This window comes from Pedobacter terrae (assembly GCF_900100705.1).
Lineage (GTDB): Bacteria > Bacteroidota > Bacteroidia > Sphingobacteriales > Sphingobacteriaceae > Pedobacter > Pedobacter terrae.
In genome coordinates, this window is record NZ_FNCH01000006.1 from 107,088 (window position 1) to 127,717 (window position 20,630).

Genomic DNA, 20,630 nt, shown 5'->3' on the forward strand with positions numbered 1-20,630 from the left:
TTTGAAATAATCAACGTTATATTTGCAACATAATTGCATTAAAATGATAAAGAAATTACCCGTAACCGTTTTGAGCGGTTTTTTAGGTAGCGGAAAAACCACGCTTCTTAACGCCATATTGAGAAATAAGCAAGATTTAAAAGTGGCCGTTATTGTAAACGACATGAGCGAAGTAAACGTTGATGGTGCTTTGGTTAAAAATCAGCATACTTTGTCTAAAACAGATGAGAAACTGGTAGAAATGAGCAATGGCTGCATTTGCTGTACCCTGCGCGAAGACCTGATGATTGAAGTGGAAAGATTGGCGAAAGAAAACCGCTTCGATTACCTGCTGATTGAAAGTACCGGAACATCTGAACCTATTCCTGTGGCGCAAACTTTTTCTTTCATTGATGAAGTTTCGGGTATAGACCTCAGTAGATTTAGCCAGTTAGATACGATGGTAACCGTTGTGGATGCTTATAACTTTTACCAGGATTTTGGCTCGGCAGACAAACTCGCCGACCGTAAGATGGTTGATGACCTGGGGGATAAACGCACCATTGTAAATCTACTTACCGACCAGATTGAATTTGCCAATGTAATTTTATTGAACAAAACAGATCTGGTAAGCGATGCAGACCTTAACGTACTAAAGGCATTAATAGCAAAGCTTAATCCAACGGCCAAAATATATCAGACTCTTTTTGGAGAAATAAATCCGGCTTTAATCTTAAATACGGGTTTATTCGATTTTGAATCGGCATCCGATGGAGCCGGATGGAAAAAAGAGCTGGAAGAAGTCCATCAGCCAGAAACTGAAGAGTATGGAATAAGTTCGACGGTATTCCGTTCCAAAAAACCATTTCACCCTGAAAGATTATGGCATTACATCAATAAGGAATTTCCACAGCATATTATCCGCTCAAAAGGGATTTTCTATTTAGCTGCTATGCCCGAACAGGCTATTAATTTCTCGCAGGCGGGTGGCTCCTTACGTATCGATTTGGCTGGGGTATGGTGGGCAAGCATGCTCCAGCATGAACGTGAACAATACGTAGGCTATTTGGAAAACAGATCTGAAATTGATGCCGAATGGGACAACGATTTTGGTGACCGTAAAAATGAGCTTGTTTTTATAGGACAGGAAATGAATGGTGATGCGTTAAAAAAATCTCTGGAATACTGTCTGTTAACTGATACAGAAATCAAAAATTACCAAACAAAAAGCAACTTTAAGAATCCTTTTGAAGCTATTTTGCTTTAAAACGGCAAAATAAGTAGATGAAATCAATAAATTGGTAGTTTTCTGACTGAATTCATATATTTTATTTTGTTTAAATTTGATTCACCCAATCAAACTCATGCTTATTATGAAATCCTCAGAAGAATTAACTTTGGTTAAGACCCGACTGTCTTGTCCAAAGTGTAAAAATTTCGAAACCTATCGGGTGCCGAGAGGTTTTATCTTTAAAACCCTGATGCCATGGGTTTCAGTTAAGAGATACAAGTGTTATAAGTGTTTTAATAAATTTTACGTATTTAATTAGCTCTCTATCTAAGTTAACTCTTATTTAAGCCACATCAGTGGCTTTTTTCTTTTCTGGCTATTATTTTTGATATTAAATTTCTTTAATGGATATCATATCCCAGTTATATTTATGAAATTTTAAACCAGCCTTAAAATGGACATTAGTGAGAAAAAGGACTTTTACAGAGATTTATATAGTAATCCTGGTATTTCTGAAAGTGAAAAGTATAAATACTTTACCTCAAACGATCCGGATATTTTAGCGGAAAAAGAAAAAATAAGAAAGATAGTGACCAAAAAAGGGTTGTCATCAGTAATGAACGATACTAAATGGCTGAAACTTCAAAATGCAATAAAACAATTGCCTTTCCCACCTCCATATATAGAAAAACTCGTTATTAACGATAATACTCATGAAGAACTAAAAATAAGTAAGACTCCACATTGGTTAGGAAATTGGGAACCGTTTTATAAGGAAGGTATGTATTTGTTTTTTACCATTGAGTATATAAAAGTACGGCCGCTTTATGCGGAACATATGGGAAGTTTAATTGCCCCCAAAGTACTTGATGAAACCAAAGAATTTAAACACCTTTTAACAGAATTGCATATACCTTATGAAGAAGATGAGGGAACCTTCACCATATTTGGATACAGATAAATACCTGCATGATCATTCAAGATACATGGGGATATGATTCAACGGACTCCTAAAGGAGATCCGCTTCCAGTTCAATTTTAAATTCGGGCCCAATGAATAAATCTTAATTCAATGGGCCTGAAAAATTTATTCAGCGATCAAAAGAAAATAATTTTTCTTTCCTTTTTGCACCACAATAAATTTGTCGTTTATTAAATGATCTGCAGTAAAGATTTGAGCCATTTCGGCCACCTTTTCTTTGTTTACAGAAACACCTCCACCCTGAATGGTTTTCTTAGCCTCTCCTTTTGATGGAAATATAGCTGATTTTTCAGCAAGTAAACTGGCTGCATCAATTCCTGCCCCAAGCTCCTCAATCAGAATCTTGTATTGCGGAATCCCGTCAAATATATCTAATACGGCTTTATCTGATAAACCCCTTAAAAATTCAAGTGATCCGTTTCCGAACAAAAACTCAGATGTTTTAATAGCCGTTTCTAAAGCTTCTATCGAGTGGGTTTTAACAGTAATATCTTCAGCTAAAGCTTTTTGAAGGATACGTAAATGTGGTGCAGCATCATGTTCCTTTTCCAGGGCCTCTATTTCTTCCTTATTTTTCAAAGTAAAAATACGGATCCATTTTTTCACATCATCATCTGACGCATTTAACCAAAACTGGTAGAATTTATATGGAGAAGTTTTCTCCGGATCTAGCCAAACCGCACCACTTTCGGTTTTACCGAATTTAGTTCCATCTGCCTTTTTAATCAATTGTGTAGTGATGGCATAAGCGGTACCAGCATCTTTTCTTCTAATCAGCTCTGTACCGGTAACAATATTACCCCATTGATCGGAGCCGCCCATTTGCACCAAACAGTTTTCGTTTTTCCACAAATGATAGAAATCGTACCCTTGAATCAATTGATAACAAAATTCGGTGAAAGACAGACCAGAATCACCTTCCAAACGTCTTTTCACACTATCTTTTGCCATCATGTAGTTCACGGTAATGTGTTTACCTACATCCCTGATAAAGGTAAAGAGGTTCATATCCTTAAACCAATCGGCATTATTAACCATTACTGCACCGTTTCCGCCGTCTTCAAATTTTAAGAATTTAGCCAATTGCTTTTTCATCCCTTTCAGGTTGTGCTCAATCATCTCAGGGGTCTGAAGATTGCGTTCATCAGATTTTCCCGATGGATCGCCTACCATACCGGTAGCACCACCTACCAAAGCAAATGGCTTATGACCCGCATTTTGAAAATGAATCAATGTCATGATCTGCGTTAAGTGACCAACGTGTAACGAATCTGCAGTAGGATCGAAACCGATATAACCAGAAGTCATACCTTCGTTTAACTTTTCCTCCGTATTCGGCATAATATCGTGCAGCATGCCACGCCACCTTAACTCTTCAACAAAATTCGTCATTGTACAAACACTTTAATAATGTGCGTGCAAAGATAAAATTTTAGCTTAGTTTAAAGCAAATTAGTTGGTTTTGTAAGCAGGGTATCGCAAATGATGATACGGCTTGTATTCCTTACCAATATTTTACCATCGGTTCTTTACAACCATACGAGAAAATATTACCTTGCGGGATGAACTTTTTATCCCATTATTATTTCGACCGGACAAGTAATAATGCCCATGTGGTAATGGGAACGGTTTTGCCAGATCTAATCAAAAACGCCATAAAAGAGGCAAATTTATATCCCCAGAAAAATGAATTTCTGTTTAAAGGAAATCTGGATGAAGAACAGCTGCTATTCGGCTGGAAAAGACATTTAGCTGTCGACCTGCTTTTTCATTCCTCTAATTTCTTCTTAGAGAAAACCACTGAACTTAAACAGCTCATTAAACCTATTGTAGAAAATACCGCGGTTCGCCCTTCTTTTCTTGCCCACATCGGTCTGGAGCTATTGTTAGATCATTTATTGGTTGAGCACAACTTAATCCAGGCAAACCATTTCTATGATCAGCTGAACGCGGTAAAAAAAGAATCGCTGAGTGATTTCCTCGAACATTGCAACCTTAAAACTCCCGAGGTATTCTTCAATTTTTTGGAAAAGTTTATCAGCAGCAAATACCTCTTAAGTTATCAAAAACTCGAAAATATCAGCTATGCGCTTAATAGAATTTGTATGCGTTTATGGCCCGAAACATTGAATGACAAACAACTACAGCAACTTACCTTCGAGTTAGGCATTTTCAAAACTTCCTTGAAGAAAGATTTTATGGATATTTTTAAGGAAATAGAGGAAAAACTATGATTTAAACCGCTACCTGGTACTTAAGCTCTACATAAATGCTGTTCGTCAATAATGTACAGACTGTAAATTTGCTTTTTACAAAAAGCAATAATTACAAAAATTGCTTTTTAAATTTAACAAAATTTATGGTGCTAAAGACAGCATCGAAATAGGTTTTGGAAATATCATTCCTGTTTGGCTTTTTGGCTTTATGTATTAGCGCCATGGCTTAATTAATTTTCTAGATACGACATCAGTCTTCAAAAAAACATCAATACCTTTTTTTTGCCTTTCAATCTATAAAACCGCTTTATCCTTTTTCTATATTTGTCTTATGTCGCTTACTGCAATAAAAGAAGAAATGGATGCCCTGGTGGCCGAATTAAACCAGCACAATTATAACTATTATGTGTTGGCCATGCCTACCATTGGTGATTATGAGTTTGATAAAAAATTAAAGCACCTCGCTGCGCTTGAAAAAGCAAATCCAGATTTGGCCGATGCGAATTCGCCAACCCAGCGCGTAGGTGGCGATATTACCAAAAATTTTGTTACTGTAAAACATAAATACCCCATGTTATCTTTGGGGAATACCTATAATGAACAGGATCTCCGCGATTTTGATGAACGCATCCGTAAAGCCATTGGCGACAATTTCCAGTATGTATGTGAGTTAAAATTCGATGGTCTGTCCATTAGCCTTACTTACGAAAATGGCAAGCTTTTACGTGCAGTTACCCGTGGCGATGGCACTAAGGGTGATGATGTGACTAATAACGTAAAAACCATCCATACCATTCCACATCAAATCAAATCAACTGTAGCACCTGAACATTTTGAAATCCGCGGAGAAATTTTTATGCATAAAGCGGCTTTTTTGCGCTTAAATGCTTACCGGGAAGAACTCGGTGAAATCCCTTATGCAAATCCACGCAACTTTGCCTCAGGAACCATTAAAATGCAGGATAGCAAGGAAGTGGCCAAACGGCCTTTAGATGGTTTTATCTACTTCCTGTACACAGATAAAAACGAATTTAAAACGCACTGGGAAAGCTTAAACGCCGTAAAAGATTGGGGATTCCATGTTTGTGAGCATACGAAACTCGTTTCAGGCATAGACGCTGTTCTCGAATTTATCCACCATTGGGAAAACGAACGTTTTAAATTAAGTTACGATATTGATGGTATAGTAATTAAAGTAAACAGTTATGCGCAACAACAGGAATTGGGGTTTACCTCTAAATCACCGCGTTGGGCCATTTCATACAAATACAAAGCCGCTGAAGTTGAAACCGTTCTGGAAAAAGTTACCTACCAGGTGGGCAGAACCGGAGCGGTTACACCAGTTGCCAACTTAACACCTGTTTTATTGGCAGGAACCACCGTTAAACGCGCCACTTTGCACAATGCTAACGAAATAGAGCGTTTAGATTTACATGAAGGTGATACGGTTTATGTTGAAAAGGGTGGTGAAATTATCCCGAAGATCATTAAGGTAAATCTGGAGAAACGCTTACCGGGGTCAGAAAAAGTACACTATCTCCATCATTGCCCTGAATGTGGAACCGAACTGATTAGAAAAGAAGGCGAAGCGGTACACTATTGCCCTAATGACGAAGGCTGCCCGCCACAGATCGTCGGAAAAATTCAGCACTTTATTTCGCGCAAGGCCATGAATATCGATGGACTTGGTGACGAAACCATTGAAACTTTTTACAAGCATGGGCTTATAAGACATATCAGTGATTTATATACGCTCCATGAAAAATCTGATCAGCTTAAAACCTTAGACCGTTTTGGGGAACGTTCAATCGAAAACATGCTCAAGGGCATTGAAAAATCGAAGGATATGCCTTTCGAAAAGGTACTTTTTGGCTTGGGCATCCGTTATGTTGGCGAAACCGTTGCAAAGAAAACTGCTGCTGGTGTAAAAAATATCGATAATCTATTGAAAGCTACGGTAGAGGAATTGATCGCCATTGATGAAATCGGGCAGCGTATTGCGGAAAGTATTGTTGAATATTTTGGAAAATCTGAGCATTTAAGACAGGTAGAATTATTAAAATTAGCCGGATTACAGTTTGAAATTGAAGAAAAAGTAATTACGCTTGATAGTGATCGACTTATTGGAAAAACATTCGTAATTTCGGGCGTTTTTGAAAAATTTAGCCGTGATGAGCTTAAGGATATGATTGAAGCCAATGGAGGCAAGATGCTAAGCAGTATTTCGGGTAAATTGAATTACCTTGTTGCGGGCGATAACATGGGTCCATCTAAACTGGAAAAAGCGAACAAACTAAACATTCCGATCATTAGCGATGCTGAGCTATTGGAAATGATAAAATAAAGTGAGAGAAGAATTGAATTAGCGAATGATAGCATATTTACATACTATCATTCACTAATTTAAAATTCAATAATTATAAATTAAAATGAACAAATTTCAGGGTACTGGTGTAGCATTGGTTACGCCTTTCAACACAGATGGATCAGTTGATTATGATGGCTTAAAAAACCTGATTAATCATTTGGTAGAAGGAGGGATAGATTACCTCGTTTCTTTAGGTACAACCGGCGAAACCGCTACAATGACCAAGGACGAGAAGAAGAAGGTGTGGGCTTATACTGCTGAAATTAACAATAACAGATTACCATTGGTTGCAGGTATTGGTGGCAATAATACTTTAGCTGTAGCTGACGATATTAAATCTTTCGACACAACCGGATATAGCGCAATTTTATCCGTTAGTCCTTATTACAACAAACCTACCCAGGAAGGAATTTATCAGCATTATAAACATTTAGCTGAAATTTCGCCATTGGATTTAATCCTCTATAATGTTCCCGGGCGTACAATGAGCAATATGAGTCCGGAAACAACCTGCAGACTGGCACATGATTTTAAAAACATTATTGCGACTAAAGAAGCCTCAGGAAGCTTTGATCAGTTTAACCAGATTATGAGAGATAAACCTGCAGATTTTCTTTTAATATCTGGTGATGACCCGATTACCTTACCCATGATTTCTTTAGGAGCTTCGGGAGTAATCTCCGTAATTGCAAATGCAGTTCCAAAACCTTTTACAGATATGGTTAATTTATGTTTGCAAGGCGAATTTAAAGCTGCTAGTCCTTCCCATTTAAGTTTAGTAGAGTTTACGCGTTTAGCCTTTGCTGAAGGAAATCCGGCAGGAATTAAAGCTGCTTTGAAACATTTAAGTATTTGTGGAGACACGGTGAGATTACCACTGATAAAAGCTTCATCATCTTTAGAACAATTAATTATTGCTGAACTTGATAAAATCATTCAAACAGCTTAATTGAATTACTAAATAATAAAAGGCTTCCAAATTCAAAATTTGGAAGCCTTTTTAGTTTGGCAAGAATTATTTAAACAACATCGGCGTAAATTCTGATAAGTAATCCCGCCAGTTAGACCAGGTATGGCCACCCTCACTTTCTTTATAATCATATTTAAAACTCATTTCATCAAGCTTCCTTCTAAACTCACTCACATTTTTATATAAGAAATCTGTTTTGCCTATCGCAATCCAATATAGGTTATAGCCATTTTTCTTTTGTGCTTCAAGTTTCAAATCCAAATCTTTGTAGATAGGGCTTGCTGCACTGGCCGGTGGCAATATCGCCGGAGAAAATAAACCGACATAACCAAAAGTTTTAGGATAATTGGCCGATATATACAGGGAATGAAACCCTCCCATTGATAAACCTGCAATGGCCCGATCATTCTGCGTTTTACCGGTACGATAGTTTTTCTCTGTAAAATCAATAATTTCTTTAAAGTAAGATTCCATATCTCCATTAAAAACATCAGGTGTCATCATAATCGGTTTATAAAGTCCTTTTGATGATTCTCCCGGTGCAGCGGTATTACTGGTGTGGCCATTGGTCATCACCACAATCATCGGCTTGGCTTTGCCAGCAGCAATGAGGTTATCTAAGATTTGAGAAGCTCTGCCGAGTTGCATCCAGGCTTCTTCATCTCCTCCAACACCATGTAACAGATATAAAACAGGATAATTCCCTTTCGATGCTTCATAACCTGGCGGCGTGTAAACGGTAAGTCTGCGACTGGTTTTAAGTCCGGCAGATTGATACCAACGTTTTGCCACCGTTCCATGCGGTACATCTTTAACCATATATAAATCGGCCTTGCCATTTCCCACTAAAAACACATTAACAACAGATGATACATCTCTGATCAGGTAAACATTGTTTGGATCCCGGATCTTCAAACCATCAACAATAAAACTGTAACTGTAAAGTTCGGAGGGTAAAACTGCCGAAGTATATGACCAAACACTATCCGTTCCCAATTTCATTTCCTGCGTGGGTGGAGTGTTTGACTTCGAAACCAAAAAATCACCCTGTATTTCTACCTTCCTGGCATTTGGTGCTTTAAGCCTGAAGGTAAATGTACCATCAGGATTCGTTTGCGGCGATATAATTTCTTTCTGACGGCCAAAATTTAAATTTTCCTGGGCATACATCAATTGTGTGCAACCAAGCAGCATGAGTAGAATTAGTTTTTTCATGGTAAGGATAAGGGAATCTTGATGAACTTAATTTGTCTAATAAAAACAATGGCCTCTTCGCATAAAGAGGCCATCTAGGTATGATATTTATTTAAAATCGCTTAAGCTTTATTTTTAGCCTCCTGAACTTCTAAACGGATCGCCTGGGCTAAGTTTTTCAGGTCTTGCATACCTTTACGGATACGGGTTCCTGCTGCGCTGTTACCTTTGTTATAAAATTTGTCTGCATCAGCTTCTAAAGCTGTAACCAAACTTTTTACTTCTTCGAATTTTTTCATTTTTGCTTACTCCTATGGTTCTTAAGGTTTTTAGTTTTAATTATCTAATTTAAAGGGTTTAAGGAAATAAAAAAATTTTGGAACAATAAAAAAACGACCTACTAAACCGTTTTTTTCCACATATAGCGGGTTTATAAACAGATAACCCTAAAAAACCAAAAAACAAACTACTGATAAACAAGTGATTGCAAAAAATAGCCACAAAAAAAAGCCCTTTAAACATATTTAAAGGGCTTTGTAAAATTTCTATTGATCTTAAGCAGTAGCGAAAAGATTCTCTTTATAATATCCGTTCTCTAACTTTTCTGCAACTTCGCTAAAAGCATCCAAAGTACGTTGTACATCTTCAAGCGTGTGTACAGCTGTTGGGATTAAACGTAATTCGATCATTCCTTTAGGAATTACCGGATACACTACGATTGAACAGAAGATGCTATAATTTTCACGTAAATCGTAGGTAATGGCTGTAGCATCTGAGAGTTCTCCTTTTAAGAAAACCGGTGTAACAACAGAATTGGTTACCCCTAAATCAAACCCACGCTCACGAAGTCCTTTTTGTAAGGTTGTAGCAATTTCCCAAAGTTTATCTTTTAACTCCGGACGGCTTTTCAATAACTCTAAACGCTTCAATAATCCGATTACCATCGGCATCGGCAAGGCTTTGGCAAAAGTTTGCGAACGCATGTTATACCTTAAGAAATTGGTAATTTCTACAGTAGACGCTACAAAAGCACCAATACCCGCCATTGATTTAGCAAATGTACCAAAGTAAACATCAATACCTTCAATGCAATCTTGGGCTTCGTGTGTACCTGCGCCAGTTTTACCCATGGTACCAAAACCATGTGCGTCATCAACCAGGATACGGAATTCAAAATCATTTTTAAGATCTACAATTTCTTTTAATTTACCCTGTGCACCGCTCATTCCGAAAACACCTTCGGTAATTAAAAGAATACCACCGCCAGATTCTTTCGTCAATTTGGTAGCGCGCTCCAATTGCTTACGGGCACTGTCAATATCATTGTGCTGATAGACAAATCTTTTACCCATATGCAAACGAAGTCCATCAATAATACACGCATGCGATTCAGCATCGTAAACAATTACATCATTACGATCAACCAGGGTATCAATAATTGATACCATTCCCTGATAACCATAATTTAATAAAAATGCATCAGGTTTTCCAACAAAAGCGGCCAGTTCTTGCTCTAACTGCTCGTGAAACTTAGAATTTCCACTCATCATACGGGCACCCATCGGGTAAGCCATACCATATTGAGCTGCAGCTTCTTCATCTGCCTTTCTAACTTCCGGGTGATTGGCTAAGCCTAAATAATTGTTTAAACTCCAAACCAAATGCTCTTTTCCTTTAAATTGCATGTGTGGTGCAATTTCTCCCTCTAATTTTGGAAATGAGAAATACCCATGAGACCATTTCTGGTGTTGACCAAGTGGCCCCATGTGCTTTGCTATCTTATCAAATATATCCAATGTATGTATGTGTTTTTATAATGAAATTTTGCGAATTTAAGCTTTATTCGGCTTAAAATCAACTCAAGGATTTTTCAAGGATTCGAATTAAGATTTTACTACGCTAATTTTATGCCAAAAAAGCCCCGATTTTACAACGGGGCTTTATAATTATATTTGGTTTGTTTTAATCAACGTTATCGTGCAGAAAAGAATTGTTAGGTCTGATCTCTGTACCACCATCCTGGTCGTTACTTAAAGTAAACCTACTTACCTGCGATTCTGAAGAATGCTGAACTTGTTGCAACTGCATTTGTTTGCGTTTGTAAGCAGGTTCATTTTCCAGTTCCTGTAAACCATTGGTTGTACGCAATTTCATGCTCAAATCTTTTAAACGTAGAATACGCTCTTTAGATTTTTTCAATTGCTCTTCCATAGATTCGTCACTTTTGTCGTCATCTAATCCAACAACCGGCATTTCGATTTCCGGTTCAGGCTGCGGCATAGGAGCTGCTGGTGTTTCGAATACAAAATTAGTTTCTGCCAATTTAACTTCGAACTCAAATCCGGTTTCCTCTGCTTCTTCCACCTGAGGTTCTTCTTCAATTAAAGTATGGCGGACCACATTATTTTCTGGCTCCTGAACTTTTTGCGGCTCTGATTTATTGAACATGCCACCAAAAAGATCTGCTTGCGAAACTTCTTCCTTGGTTTTTAAAACAGGCTCATAAGATGGTGCTGCTTTAGGTTGAATGAAAGAATTTACCGGCTCAACAGGGCGAACAAGTGGCGCTTCTTCTGGTGTTAAAAGTGATATTTTCTTTTTATTTTTTTCTTCATGCACACGTTCTTCTGAAGTTTGGAAACCTGTTGCAATGATGGTTACAGAAAGTTTATCGCTTAAAGATTCGTCGGTACAGTTACCCCATATTAAGTCTGCTGATAAACCAGCTTTTTCCTGAATATAGTCTGTAATGATCGAAACCTCATCCATAGTTACCTCACGCAAACCAGAACTGATGTTCAATAAAATATAACGGGCACCTTCAATTTCGTTATCTTTTAACAATGGAGAGGCCAAAGCGCCCTCTACTGCCTGCAATGCACGATCTTCGCCTTCAGCAGCGAAACTACCCATAATGGCCACACCGCTATCTTTCATTACGGTACGCACATCTTTAAAATCCACGTTGATATAACCTGGAACCGTAATAATTTCTGCAATACCTTTCGCAGCTGTCGTTAAAATATCATCGGCCTGGCCAAAGGCAGAACCTAAAGTTAAGTTTCCAAAGATCTCGCGCAGGCGATCGTTAGAGATAACCAGGTAAGAATCTACATATTTTTTCAACTCTTCCATTCCTTCGTCAGCCTGCAGTTTACGTCTTTTTCCTTCGAAAGAAAACGGCGTAGTAATGATGGCTACAGTTAAAATGTCAAGTTCTTTAGCAGCTTTCGCAATGATTGGAGAAGCACCTGTTCCGGTACCACCACCCATTCCTGCTGTAATAAAAAGCATTTTGGTGGTACTACCTAACATGGCCTTAATATCATCTATATTTTCTATAGCTGAGTTTTTACCCACTTCAGGAATAGAGCCAGCGCCCATTCCTTCAGTTAAACTGGCACCTAATTGTACCTTGTTAGGTATAGGACTAGATTCCAAAGCCTGGGCATCTGTATTACAAATAATAAAATCCACACCAGTAATACCAGACAGGTACATATGGTTCACTGCGTTGCCGCCACCACCTCCAACACCAATAACTTTGATGATTGAAGATTTATCTTTTAACATTTCGAACTGCATATCTTTATGAATCAGTTGTTTAAAAATTTTAAATTCTGTTCATTACTCCATGTAATATTAACACTTTTTCAACAGACGTTTTCCACAACTGTTAATAATGTGGAAAACTCATCTTTTGTGGAAAAGTAATTAACTTTTTAAGTAATCTTCATCACTCACATTCATATCATCCTGAATGAAAGTTCTTGTTTTTGCCAGTAATTTATCGAACAAACCTGGTCCACGTTTCTCTTTTTCTTTGGCTGTTTTTGGTTTTTCCACAAAAACACCAGGTTGTTTCATTTCTTCAATTAACTCTTCTGCTTTCTGAATTCCTTTAATTAGCAAACCTACACTGGTTGCATACATAGGGCTTTTCAGATCATCGTAAATGGCTTTAGGCATATCTTCATATTTCGATAAATGCTCGTTCGGATAACCGATACGGCAATCTAAACCAGTTACATATTCAACCGCTTGAGATAAGTGTTTTAACAAAGCACCACCTCCGGTGATTACAATACCACCGATCAGTTTTTTCTCATATCCGGAAGATTTGATCTCGTAATATACGTGTTCAATGATTTCTTCCATACGTGCCTGAATAACATAGGCCAGGTTTTTAACCGAAATTTCTTTTGGTTCGCGACCACGTAAACCCGGAACACAAATAATTTCATTTTCTTTATTCTCTTCAGCCAATGCCGAACCGAAACGGGTTTTCAGCAACTCGGCCTGGTTACGCATTACAGAGCAACCTTCTCTAATATCTTCGGTAACACTATTACCACCAAAAGGGATAACTGCGGTATGACGAATGATACCTTCGTGGAAAATAGCAATATCTGTAGTACCACCACCGATATCAACCAAGGCAATACCCGCTTCTTTTTCTTCCTCGCTCAACACCGATTCAGACGAAGCCAATGGCTCAAGAATTAAATCCTGAGTTTGCAGCCCTGCATTGTTTACACATTTGATGATATTTTTTACGGCCGTAACCTGCCCTGAGATGATATGGAAGTTAGCTTCAAGGCGAACTCCCGCCATACCAATCGGATCTTTAATTCCAGGCTCATTATCGATGGTAAATTCTTGCGGTAATACATGGATGATCTCCTCACCCGGAGGCATTACCAGCTTAAACATATCATCAATCAACTTATCGATATCTTTTTTACCGATTTCGTTGTTTAATTCTCTTCTTGTTAAAATTCCTCTGTGCTGTAAGCTCTTAATGTGCTGACCAGCGATACCCACATTTACCACCTGTATTTCTACATTGGATTGTCCGCTCGCCACCTCAACTGCCTGGGCAATGCCCTGCACTGTTTTTTGAATGTTAGAAACTACCCCGCGCGTTACTCCCGCCGATTCTGCCTTGCCTATTCCTAAGATTTCTATTTTACCGTGTTGCGTTCTACGGCCAACGATAACACAAATTTTTGTAGTACCGATATCCAATCCTACTACGATGGGCGACTGACTGGTAAATTTTGCCTTGTCCATATTCGTTAATTTTGCTGAGTTTTATACTGTTTTTCCAGGGCTTTGATTTCTTTCTCTCTCGCTTCTTTCTCTTTTTTCAATTGAGCCTCAGATTTTGCCGGCTTTGGCTGTGTTGTTGCCGTTTGCTTCGGCTTTTCTTTTTTATCCGCAGGTTTCGTTTCCTTTGGTTTTGTAGCTGACGTAACTGTCGGCTTTTTTACTTCCTTTTTAACTGGTGCTGTTTTTTTCGGCGCTACTTTTTTAGGCTCAGCCTTTTTTGGTTCGACCTTTCGAACTTCAGTTTTTTTTGGTTCTTCTTTTTTTTCCTGACCGGCTTCAGGGCGATCATCCATTGAGGCTACGATTGTACTTCTGATTAATGAATCGGCTACAGTTCGTTGTATCCTCAAACTATCTGCTGCAGAAATTGTTTTAGCTTTTTTCCTTAATTCTGTCGAATCTCTTCTTTCACAAACAATCTGGTTCGTATACTTAATATTGATCGTTATATAAGTGTCCCATCCTACCTGTGGCATGGCCTTTTTATAAAACAGCAACAGGTTTTTCATTTTCTTTTCAAGCGAATCGGCATTACCCAAAATAATACGCTGATTACCCACTCTTGGTATCAATTCGATATCATTTTTCTGATCCACCACAATCTGTTCGATCTGAGAATCCCAAAGGGTATCTTGCTTAATATATTGTGCAGTTTTATATAAATCTCTTGCCAATTGCGTATGTAGCGTATCTACTCTACTACCAAAAACTTCTGTAATATGACCAGTTGCCACCAGCACATTAGCGGTGAAGTTTGATGAAACAGGCATTTTCCGTCCATCGTTATCAATGTAAAAGTCTTGTCCATTCTCACTTAATATGCGGAGAACAGGCTGACGCTGTTTTACCTCGATGTGCAATACCCCGTCCATTTCTACATATACTTTGGCAAAACCGATGTAAGGGTTAGACTGCAGCTTTTTCTCTATTTCATGAATATTGATATTTTCGATGTTACGGTCTAAAAGCACACCCTGATCTTCCTTCAAAATAGCATCGATCTCTTCGCGTTCTATAAAATTATCTGCCCCTGGAATCAGGATTTTAACATCAGTACATTTAACCGTCTGTTTTTTCACATTGATAAAACTCAAAAGCATCACCACTCCGGCCAGGCTAATCAGCCAGGCGAAGCCGGTAAAAATTGCGCTCCAGTTTATCCTTTTAAGCATTGTTCAAAGTATTTTTTAGGGGATCGATAATCGTGTCGATATCTCCCGCTCCTACGGTTAAAATTAATTCAGGCTTGGTATCGTTAACATACTGAACCACAAAATCTTTTCCACATATTTTTTTATCTGCTAAAGTGATTTTGTCCAATAAAAACTGTGAATTTACCCCGTCAATAGGCAATTCTCTTGCCGGGTAAATCTCCAATAAAATCAGTTCATCAACAGTGCTTAAAACTTTTGCAAATTCATCGGCAAAATCCCTTGTCCGCGTGAACAGGTGCGGCTGAAAAATTACCGTCAGTTTTTTATCGGGATACAATTGCCTCACGGCATCAAAGCATGCCCTCAGCTCTTCAGGATGGTGTGCATAATCATCGATATAAATCTGATTGCCATTATTTACAATATATTCGAAGCGACGTTTAACTCCCTTAAAATTTGCAATGGCCTGCTTTATTTTCTCTGCATCAATACCCAGTTGTAAAGCAATAGCAATGGCCACGGTTGTATTTTCGACATTGTGCTTACCAGGAAGCATTAAACTGATATCTTTTATGCTATGGATGCTATCGGTATAATCAAAAACAAATTTCGAACCTTCTACCCTTAAATTTTCTGCTTTTGCTATTGCCGTTGAACTTGCTGCATAACTAATGCTTTTTTCAAGTGGCAATCCTTCATGTGCATAAAGTGTACCTTCGGCTTTGAGCTGGCCAGCAAACAAACGGAAAGATTCTTCGAGATGACTTTTATCTCCGTAAATATCCAAATGATCGGCATCCATAGAGGTAACTACTGCTATATCCGGATGTAGCGTCAGAAAAGAACGATCGTATTCATCAGCCTCTACCACTACCACATTATTTTCTCCAAAAAGCACATTACTGTTATAGTTGCTGGTTATTCCACCTAAAAAAGCGGTACAATCGTAACCGGTATCTTTTAAAAGATGCGCAACAATAGATGATGTTGTGGTTTTGCCATGTGTGCCTGCAATAGCAATACAGAACATTCCTTTACTGATAATGCCTAAAACTTCTGAACGTTTTTTAAGCGCAAAACCTTTTTCTAAAAAGTGGTTTAAAATTTTCGAATCTTTTGGAATTGCTGGTGTATAAACTACTAAGGTATCATCCTGATGATCTAAAAATTCATTAGGCAATGTAGCGGTTTCATCAAGATAGGTGATCAAAATCCCTTCCTGCGTTAAGGTTTCGGTCAGTTTTGTTTTGGTTTTATCATAACCGCAAACTACCTGTCCGCGTTTAGCAAAATAACGGGCAAGCGCACTCATGCCGATACCACCGATACCAACAAAGAAAACCCTATTTATTTTACTTAATTCCATTTTTATTAGATTTGAGATGTGAGATATGAGATACTAGACAAATAGTCTAATCTCATATTTCACATCTAGTTTCTCATGTCTCTTATTTAATCAATTTTAATACTTCATTCGCAATCATTTCATCTGCCTTTGGCAATGCCATCTTTGCCAGGTTCTGAGCTAACGTTTCGCACTGTTCTTTATTGGTTAACAATGCCAGCGCTTCCTTTACCAGCGTATCTTCTGCAGAGCGATCGTTAATTAATATTGCAGCGCCATTTTTAACCAGTGCCACCGCATTTTTGGTTTGATGGTCTTCTGCCACGTTTGGTGAAGGCACCAATATCACCGGTTTTTTAATTAAGCAAAGTTCTGCTATGGTTCCAGCTCCTGCGCGGCTAATGATTATATCTGCAGCAGCATAAGCCAGATCCATTTTATTTAAAAACTCCAGGATCCGAACATTGGGGTGATATGCTAAACCCAATCTTTCTATAATCCCTTTATAGTAATACTTGCCTGTTTGCCAGATTACCTGCACATCTTGTGCAAGAATCTCAGGAAGGTGTTTTTCAATTGCCTTGTTCAGTGTTCCCGCACCTAAACTTCCACCGGTAACCATAATGGTCTTTTTTAATGGATCTAGTTTTAAGAGCTCCGCTCCTGCATAGTGCTTGCCTTTAATATCAACCACTTCCTGGCGTACCGGATTTCCTGTTTTCAAGATCCTATCGGCCGGAAAAAACTGGTCCATGTCATCAAAAGCGACACAGATTTTCGAAGCCTTTTTACCTAACCATTTATTGGTTATCCCTGCATAAGAATTCTGTTCCTGAATGAGGTAAGGAATTCCCTTTAAAGAAGCCGCATACAAAAGCGGCCCTGAAGCATAACCACCAACACCAACTACGGCATCGGGCTTAAAATCATTAATAATCTGCATGGCTTTACGCACACTACCGATAACCTTGAGCGGAAGTGCCAGATTTTTAATAATCGAGCCACGTTGCATCCCGCTAATGTTTAAGCCTATAATTTTATATCCGGCTGCAGGAACTTTTTCCATTTCCATGCGGCCTATTGCACCCACAAACAAGATTTCACAGGTTGGCACCATGCGTTTTAGCGCATTGGCTATGGCTACGGCGGGAAAAATATGCCCACCGGTGCCACCACCTGATATGATAATTTTTGGGGAATTATTCATTTTTATTTTTTATCTATTTTTTACCACTGAGTGCACTGAGTTCTCACAGAGCGCACTGAGCTTTTATTCTTTTCTTTTAACCACAAAAAACACTAAGCCAAGCGCTTAAAATATTTCTGCGTGTTCTCGGTGCTTTCCTCCGTGTGCTCTGTGGTTAAACCTTTTTTTTACTTTATTATTTTTAAATAGATTGCTTCGTCATTCTTCCTCGCAATGACGACCAATCTTAAGCTATTGCAGGTATTTCACCTATTATCACTTTATTTTTAACTTTTTCTTTATCCTCTTTTGTTGCTGCATTAGCATTTTCTTCTACATCGCGGCTTACACTCAGAATAATACCGAAAGCCACACTCGTAAAGATCATTGATGTACCCCCCATGCTTACCAATGGTAACGGAACCCCGGTTACAGGACCTAAACCAACCGCTACTGCCATATTTGCAAAAGCCTGAATGGTTAGACTGAAACTCAGCCCGGCCGCCAGCAGCGCGCCGAAAGCCTTGGGTGCCCGCGTTACAATCTTGATACATCGGTATAAAAGCACCAGGTATAGTATCATAATTACAATTCCTCCCACAGTTCCCCATTCTTCAATAATAATGGCGAAAATAAAATCGGAATACGGGTGTGGTAGGAAATTGCGTTGTGTACTATTACCTGGTCCTTTACCAAAAACACCACCAGTAGCCAAGGCAATTTTTGCCTGATCTGCCTGGAAAGTTTTATCTGAATGCTGCATTTCGGGATGCATAAACGTATTGATACGCGACATGTAGGTTTTTCTCCTTGGCCCCAAAAAGAAAACGAACAACAACAGGACAAAACCGCCTGCACAAACAATCGCGATCTGTTTAATACTGATCCTACCGATAATTAACAGCAATATACTTACACCAAACAACATTAATGCGGTAGATAAATTGGCCAGTGCGATTAAAACAAATACCACACAAACCGATCCCATAATTGGTATAAAGGATTCTTTAACGTTTTTAATATTTTCTTGCTTTTTGGTGAGCATCCGCGCTAAAAAAGTAATTAATGCCAATTTTGCCAAATCGGATGTTTGAAAGGTTAATCCGATAACCGGTATTTTAACCCACCTCGAAGCATCGTTTAAGTTGGTACCAAATATTAAGGTATAAAACAGCAAAGGAATGGTTACAATCATTAGCACCTTCGAAATACCTGCATAATAGCGGTAATCGAGCAGGTGGGCAATATAAATCATACCGATACCGAGCAATACAAAAATGAGGTGTTTGGTAAGCAAAAGTTTTTCTACAGCTTCTCCTTTTTTATAGGCCAAAGTACCCGTTGCGCTATACACCGCCATTACAGATATAAGCGAAAGCAGGATGATGATCAACCAGATCCATCTATCCCCTTTTGTTTTATTAAGTAGCGCCTGCAACATATATGGAGTCTCCTATTATAATTCTCTAACTGCCGCTTTAAACTGATTACCGCGGTCTTCGTAATTTTTAAACAAATCAAAACTTGCACATGCAGGCGATAATAATACTGCATCACCACGTTTAGCCAAATGGAAAGCAATCTGTGCCGCTTCTTCTGCAGAAAATGTATTTACAATAATCTCCACATCATCCTCAAAGGCATCGTGAATACGTTTATTATCTTTACCCAGGCACACAATGGCTTTTACTTTGCTTTTAACCAGATCCTTAAGCATATTATAATCGTTACCTTTATCAACACCGCCCATAATCAGCACAACATCGCTGGTCATACTCTCCAAAGCATACCAGGTAGAATTTACGTTGGTGGCTTTACTATCGTTGATAAAATCGATACCCGAAATTTTAGCCACATGCTCTAACCTGTGCTCAATATTCTTGAAATTACCCATGCTCTCGCGAATGGTCTCATTTCTTAATTCTAAAACTTTAGACACAATGCCTGAGGCCATAGAATTGTAAATGTTGTGCTTGCCTTGTAAGGCTAAATCTGAAATAGACATGGTTAGTTGTTTATTAGGTTCTGTAAGGATATGTAAAGTATTCGCTTCTAAATAGGCACCTCTTTCCACTGGCTTAACAATAGAAAAAGGATAGGTTTTGGCAAGAGGTTTAGTTATAGCCATGGCTGTCAGGCTTTCTTCATCGTCTGCACAATAAATGAAAACATCATCTGCCGTCTGGTTTTGAACGATACGCATTTTTGATGCTGCATAATTCTCCAGTTTGTAATCGTATCGATCTAAATGATCGGGTGTAATGTTTAACAGAACGGCAATGTCTGCCTTAAACTGAAACATATCATCGAGCATAAAACTTGAGATTTCCAGCACATAATATTCATAATCTTCTGTAGCCACCTGTGCAGCAAAACTCTGCCCAACGTTACCGGCCAAACCTACATTTAAACCCGCATTTTTTAAGATATGATAGGTTAATAAGCTTGTTGTTGATTTACCGTTGGAGCCTGTAATACAAATGGTTTTGGCGTTGGTGTATCGTTTGGCAAACTCAATTTCCGAAATTACGGGAGTACCTTGAGCGGCCAGTTTCTTAACAATTGGCGCTGTTGGCGGAATACCCGGACTTTTAATTACCTCCGTTGCATTCAGAATTAATTCTTCGGTATGCTTTTCGGATTCGAAGGGTACGCCAAGCTTTTCTAATGCAGCTTTATACTGATCAGCAATTAATCCATAATCTGAAACAAATACTTCGAAACCTTTGGCTTGTGCCAGCTTTGCTGCACCTACACCACTTTCGCCGGCACCAAGAATAACCACACGGCCCTGCCCGGTCATTGCTGACTTAGAATTGCTAGATGTGATATTATTTGTGCTCATTTTATTTTTTTAGTATCAGGTGGTGAGTATCAAGTATCAAGACAGGAA

16 protein-coding genes are annotated in these 20,630 nt (G+C 38.5%); 5 read left to right on the forward strand and 11 right to left on the reverse strand.

Annotated elements, in window-relative coordinates; translation table 11 throughout:
- Positions 1-43: 43 nt before the first annotated feature.
- Together BLR60_RS09610 and BLR60_RS09615 are read left to right on the forward strand one after the other, a co-directional pair.
- The gene (locus BLR60_RS09610) at positions 44-1,246 is read left to right on the forward strand and encodes a GTP-binding protein (RefSeq protein WP_090499183.1); all 1,203 of its coding nucleotides are present in this window, start codon (positions 44-46) and stop codon (positions 1,244-1,246) included.
- A gap of 418 nt (positions 1,247-1,664) precedes the next feature.
- Entirely contained in the window at positions 1,665-2,171 is a 507-nt protein-coding gene (locus BLR60_RS09615) for a DUF6678 family protein (RefSeq protein ID WP_090499185.1), read from the forward strand.
- 126 nt (positions 2,172-2,297) lie between these two features.
- On the opposite strand, the gene tyrS is transcribed toward BLR60_RS09615, so the two are convergent.
- Positions 2,298-3,584 (reverse strand): tyrosine--tRNA ligase, encoded by a 1,287-nt coding sequence (gene tyrS / locus BLR60_RS09620; RefSeq protein WP_090499186.1) that lies wholly within the window; start codon positions 3,582-3,584, stop codon positions 2,298-2,300.
- Between the two features lie 170 nt (positions 3,585-3,754).
- Between tyrS and BLR60_RS09625 the strand changes: the two genes are divergently transcribed.
- The 3 genes from BLR60_RS09625 (at position 3,755) to dapA (ending at position 7,725) form a co-directional block, all read left to right on the forward strand.
- On the forward strand, positions 3,755-4,426 hold the full coding sequence (locus BLR60_RS09625; protein WP_090499188.1) for an ACP phosphodiesterase: 672 nt from the start codon (positions 3,755-3,757) through the stop codon (positions 4,424-4,426).
- Positions 4,427-4,739: 313 nt separating this feature from the next.
- On the forward strand, positions 4,740-6,752 hold the full coding sequence (ligA, locus tag BLR60_RS09630) for an NAD-dependent DNA ligase LigA (RefSeq protein ID WP_090499190.1): 2,013 nt from the start codon (positions 4,740-4,742) through the stop codon (positions 6,750-6,752).
- 85 nt (positions 6,753-6,837) lie between these two features.
- A complete protein-coding gene (gene dapA / locus BLR60_RS09635; RefSeq protein WP_090499192.1) occupies positions 6,838-7,725 on the forward strand; it encodes a 4-hydroxy-tetrahydrodipicolinate synthase in 888 nt (295 codons plus the stop codon).
- Positions 7,726-7,791: 66 nt separating this feature from the next.
- On the opposite strand, the gene BLR60_RS09640 is transcribed toward dapA, so the two are convergent.
- From BLR60_RS09640 to murD, 10 genes are all read right to left on the reverse strand, one after another.
- On the reverse strand, positions 7,792-8,961 hold the full coding sequence (locus BLR60_RS09640; RefSeq protein WP_090499194.1) for an esterase: 1,170 nt from the start codon (positions 8,959-8,961) through the stop codon (positions 7,792-7,794).
- Between the two features lie 101 nt (positions 8,962-9,062).
- Positions 9,063-9,239 (reverse strand): histone H1, encoded by a 177-nt coding sequence (locus BLR60_RS09645; RefSeq protein WP_090499196.1) that lies wholly within the window; start codon positions 9,237-9,239, stop codon positions 9,063-9,065.
- A gap of 255 nt (positions 9,240-9,494) precedes the next feature.
- On the reverse strand, positions 9,495-10,736 hold the full coding sequence (locus tag BLR60_RS09650; protein WP_090499198.1) for an aminotransferase class I/II-fold pyridoxal phosphate-dependent enzyme: 1,242 nt from the start codon (positions 10,734-10,736) through the stop codon (positions 9,495-9,497).
- Positions 10,737-10,902: 166 nt separating this feature from the next.
- Positions 10,903-12,525 (reverse strand): cell division protein FtsZ, encoded by a 1,623-nt coding sequence (ftsZ, locus tag BLR60_RS09655; protein WP_090499200.1) that lies wholly within the window; start codon positions 12,523-12,525, stop codon positions 10,903-10,905.
- 129 nt (positions 12,526-12,654) lie between these two features.
- Positions 12,655-14,013, reverse strand: a complete 1,359-nt coding sequence (ftsA, locus tag BLR60_RS09660; RefSeq protein WP_086545007.1) for a cell division protein FtsA — start codon at positions 14,011-14,013, stop codon at positions 12,655-12,657.
- A gap of 5 nt (positions 14,014-14,018) precedes the next feature.
- Entirely contained in the window at positions 14,019-15,224 is a 1,206-nt protein-coding gene (locus tag BLR60_RS09665; RefSeq protein ID WP_090499202.1) for a cell division protein FtsQ/DivIB, read from the reverse strand.
- A complete protein-coding gene (murC, locus tag BLR60_RS09670; RefSeq protein WP_090499204.1) occupies positions 15,217-16,572 on the reverse strand; it encodes a UDP-N-acetylmuramate--L-alanine ligase in 1,356 nt (451 codons plus the stop codon). Before murC ends, BLR60_RS09665 begins: the two co-directional genes overlap by 8 nt.
- Positions 16,573-16,654: 82 nt before the next feature.
- Complete coding sequence (gene murG / locus BLR60_RS09675; protein WP_090499206.1) at positions 16,655-17,758, reverse strand: undecaprenyldiphospho-muramoylpentapeptide beta-N-acetylglucosaminyltransferase; 1,104 nt, start codon at positions 17,756-17,758, stop codon at positions 16,655-16,657.
- A gap of 226 nt (positions 17,759-17,984) precedes the next feature.
- Entirely contained in the window at positions 17,985-19,178 is a 1,194-nt protein-coding gene (locus BLR60_RS09680; protein ID WP_205056697.1) for an FtsW/RodA/SpoVE family cell cycle protein, read from the reverse strand.
- Between the two features lie 15 nt (positions 19,179-19,193).
- A complete protein-coding gene (gene murD / locus BLR60_RS09685; RefSeq protein ID WP_090499208.1) occupies positions 19,194-20,582 on the reverse strand; it encodes a UDP-N-acetylmuramoyl-L-alanine--D-glutamate ligase in 1,389 nt (462 codons plus the stop codon).
- Positions 20,583-20,630 lie beyond the last annotated feature (48 nt).

Excerpts from the sequence above, each read along its gene's own strand:
- BLR60_RS09645 (WP_090499196.1), bottom strand. The coding sequence starts at position 9,239 with ATGAAAAAATTCGAAGAAGTAAAAAGTTTGGTTACAGCTTTAGAAGCT.
- dapA (WP_090499192.1), top strand. The coding sequence starts at position 6,838 with ATGAACAAATTTCAGGGTACTGGTGTAGCATTGGTTACGCCTTTCAAC.
- ligA (WP_090499190.1), top strand. The coding sequence starts at position 4,740 with ATGTCGCTTACTGCAATAAAAGAAGAAATGGATGCCCTGGTGGCCGAA.
- murD (WP_090499208.1), bottom strand. The coding sequence starts at position 20,582 with ATGAGCACAAATAATATCACATCTAGCAATTCTAAGTCAGCAATGACC.
- BLR60_RS09665 (WP_090499202.1), bottom strand. The coding sequence starts at position 15,224 with ATGCTTAAAAGGATAAACTGGAGCGCAATTTTTACCGGCTTCGCCTGG.
- tyrS (WP_090499186.1), bottom strand. The coding sequence starts at position 3,584 with ATGACGAATTTTGTTGAAGAGTTAAGGTGGCGTGGCATGCTGCACGAT.
- ftsZ (WP_090499200.1), bottom strand. The coding sequence starts at position 12,525 with ATGCAGTTCGAAATGTTAAAAGATAAATCTTCAATCATCAAAGTTATT.
- BLR60_RS09680 (WP_205056697.1), bottom strand. The coding sequence starts at position 19,178 with ATGTTGCAGGCGCTACTTAATAAAACAAAAGGGGATAGATGGATCTGG.
- BLR60_RS09625 (WP_090499188.1), top strand. The coding sequence starts at position 3,755 with ATGAACTTTTTATCCCATTATTATTTCGACCGGACAAGTAATAATGCC.
- BLR60_RS09640 (WP_090499194.1), bottom strand. The coding sequence starts at position 8,961 with ATGAAAAAACTAATTCTACTCATGCTGCTTGGTTGCACACAATTGATG.
- BLR60_RS09610 (WP_090499183.1), top strand. The coding sequence starts at position 44 with ATGATAAAGAAATTACCCGTAACCGTTTTGAGCGGTTTTTTAGGTAGC.
- ftsA (WP_086545007.1), bottom strand. The coding sequence starts at position 14,013 with ATGGACAAGGCAAAATTTACCAGTCAGTCGCCCATCGTAGTAGGATTG.
- murC (WP_090499204.1), bottom strand. The coding sequence starts at position 16,572 with ATGGAATTAAGTAAAATAAATAGGGTTTTCTTTGTTGGTATCGGTGGT.
- murG (WP_090499206.1), bottom strand. The coding sequence starts at position 17,758 with ATGAATAATTCCCCAAAAATTATCATATCAGGTGGTGGCACCGGTGGG.
- BLR60_RS09615 (WP_090499185.1), top strand. The coding sequence starts at position 1,665 with ATGGACATTAGTGAGAAAAAGGACTTTTACAGAGATTTATATAGTAAT.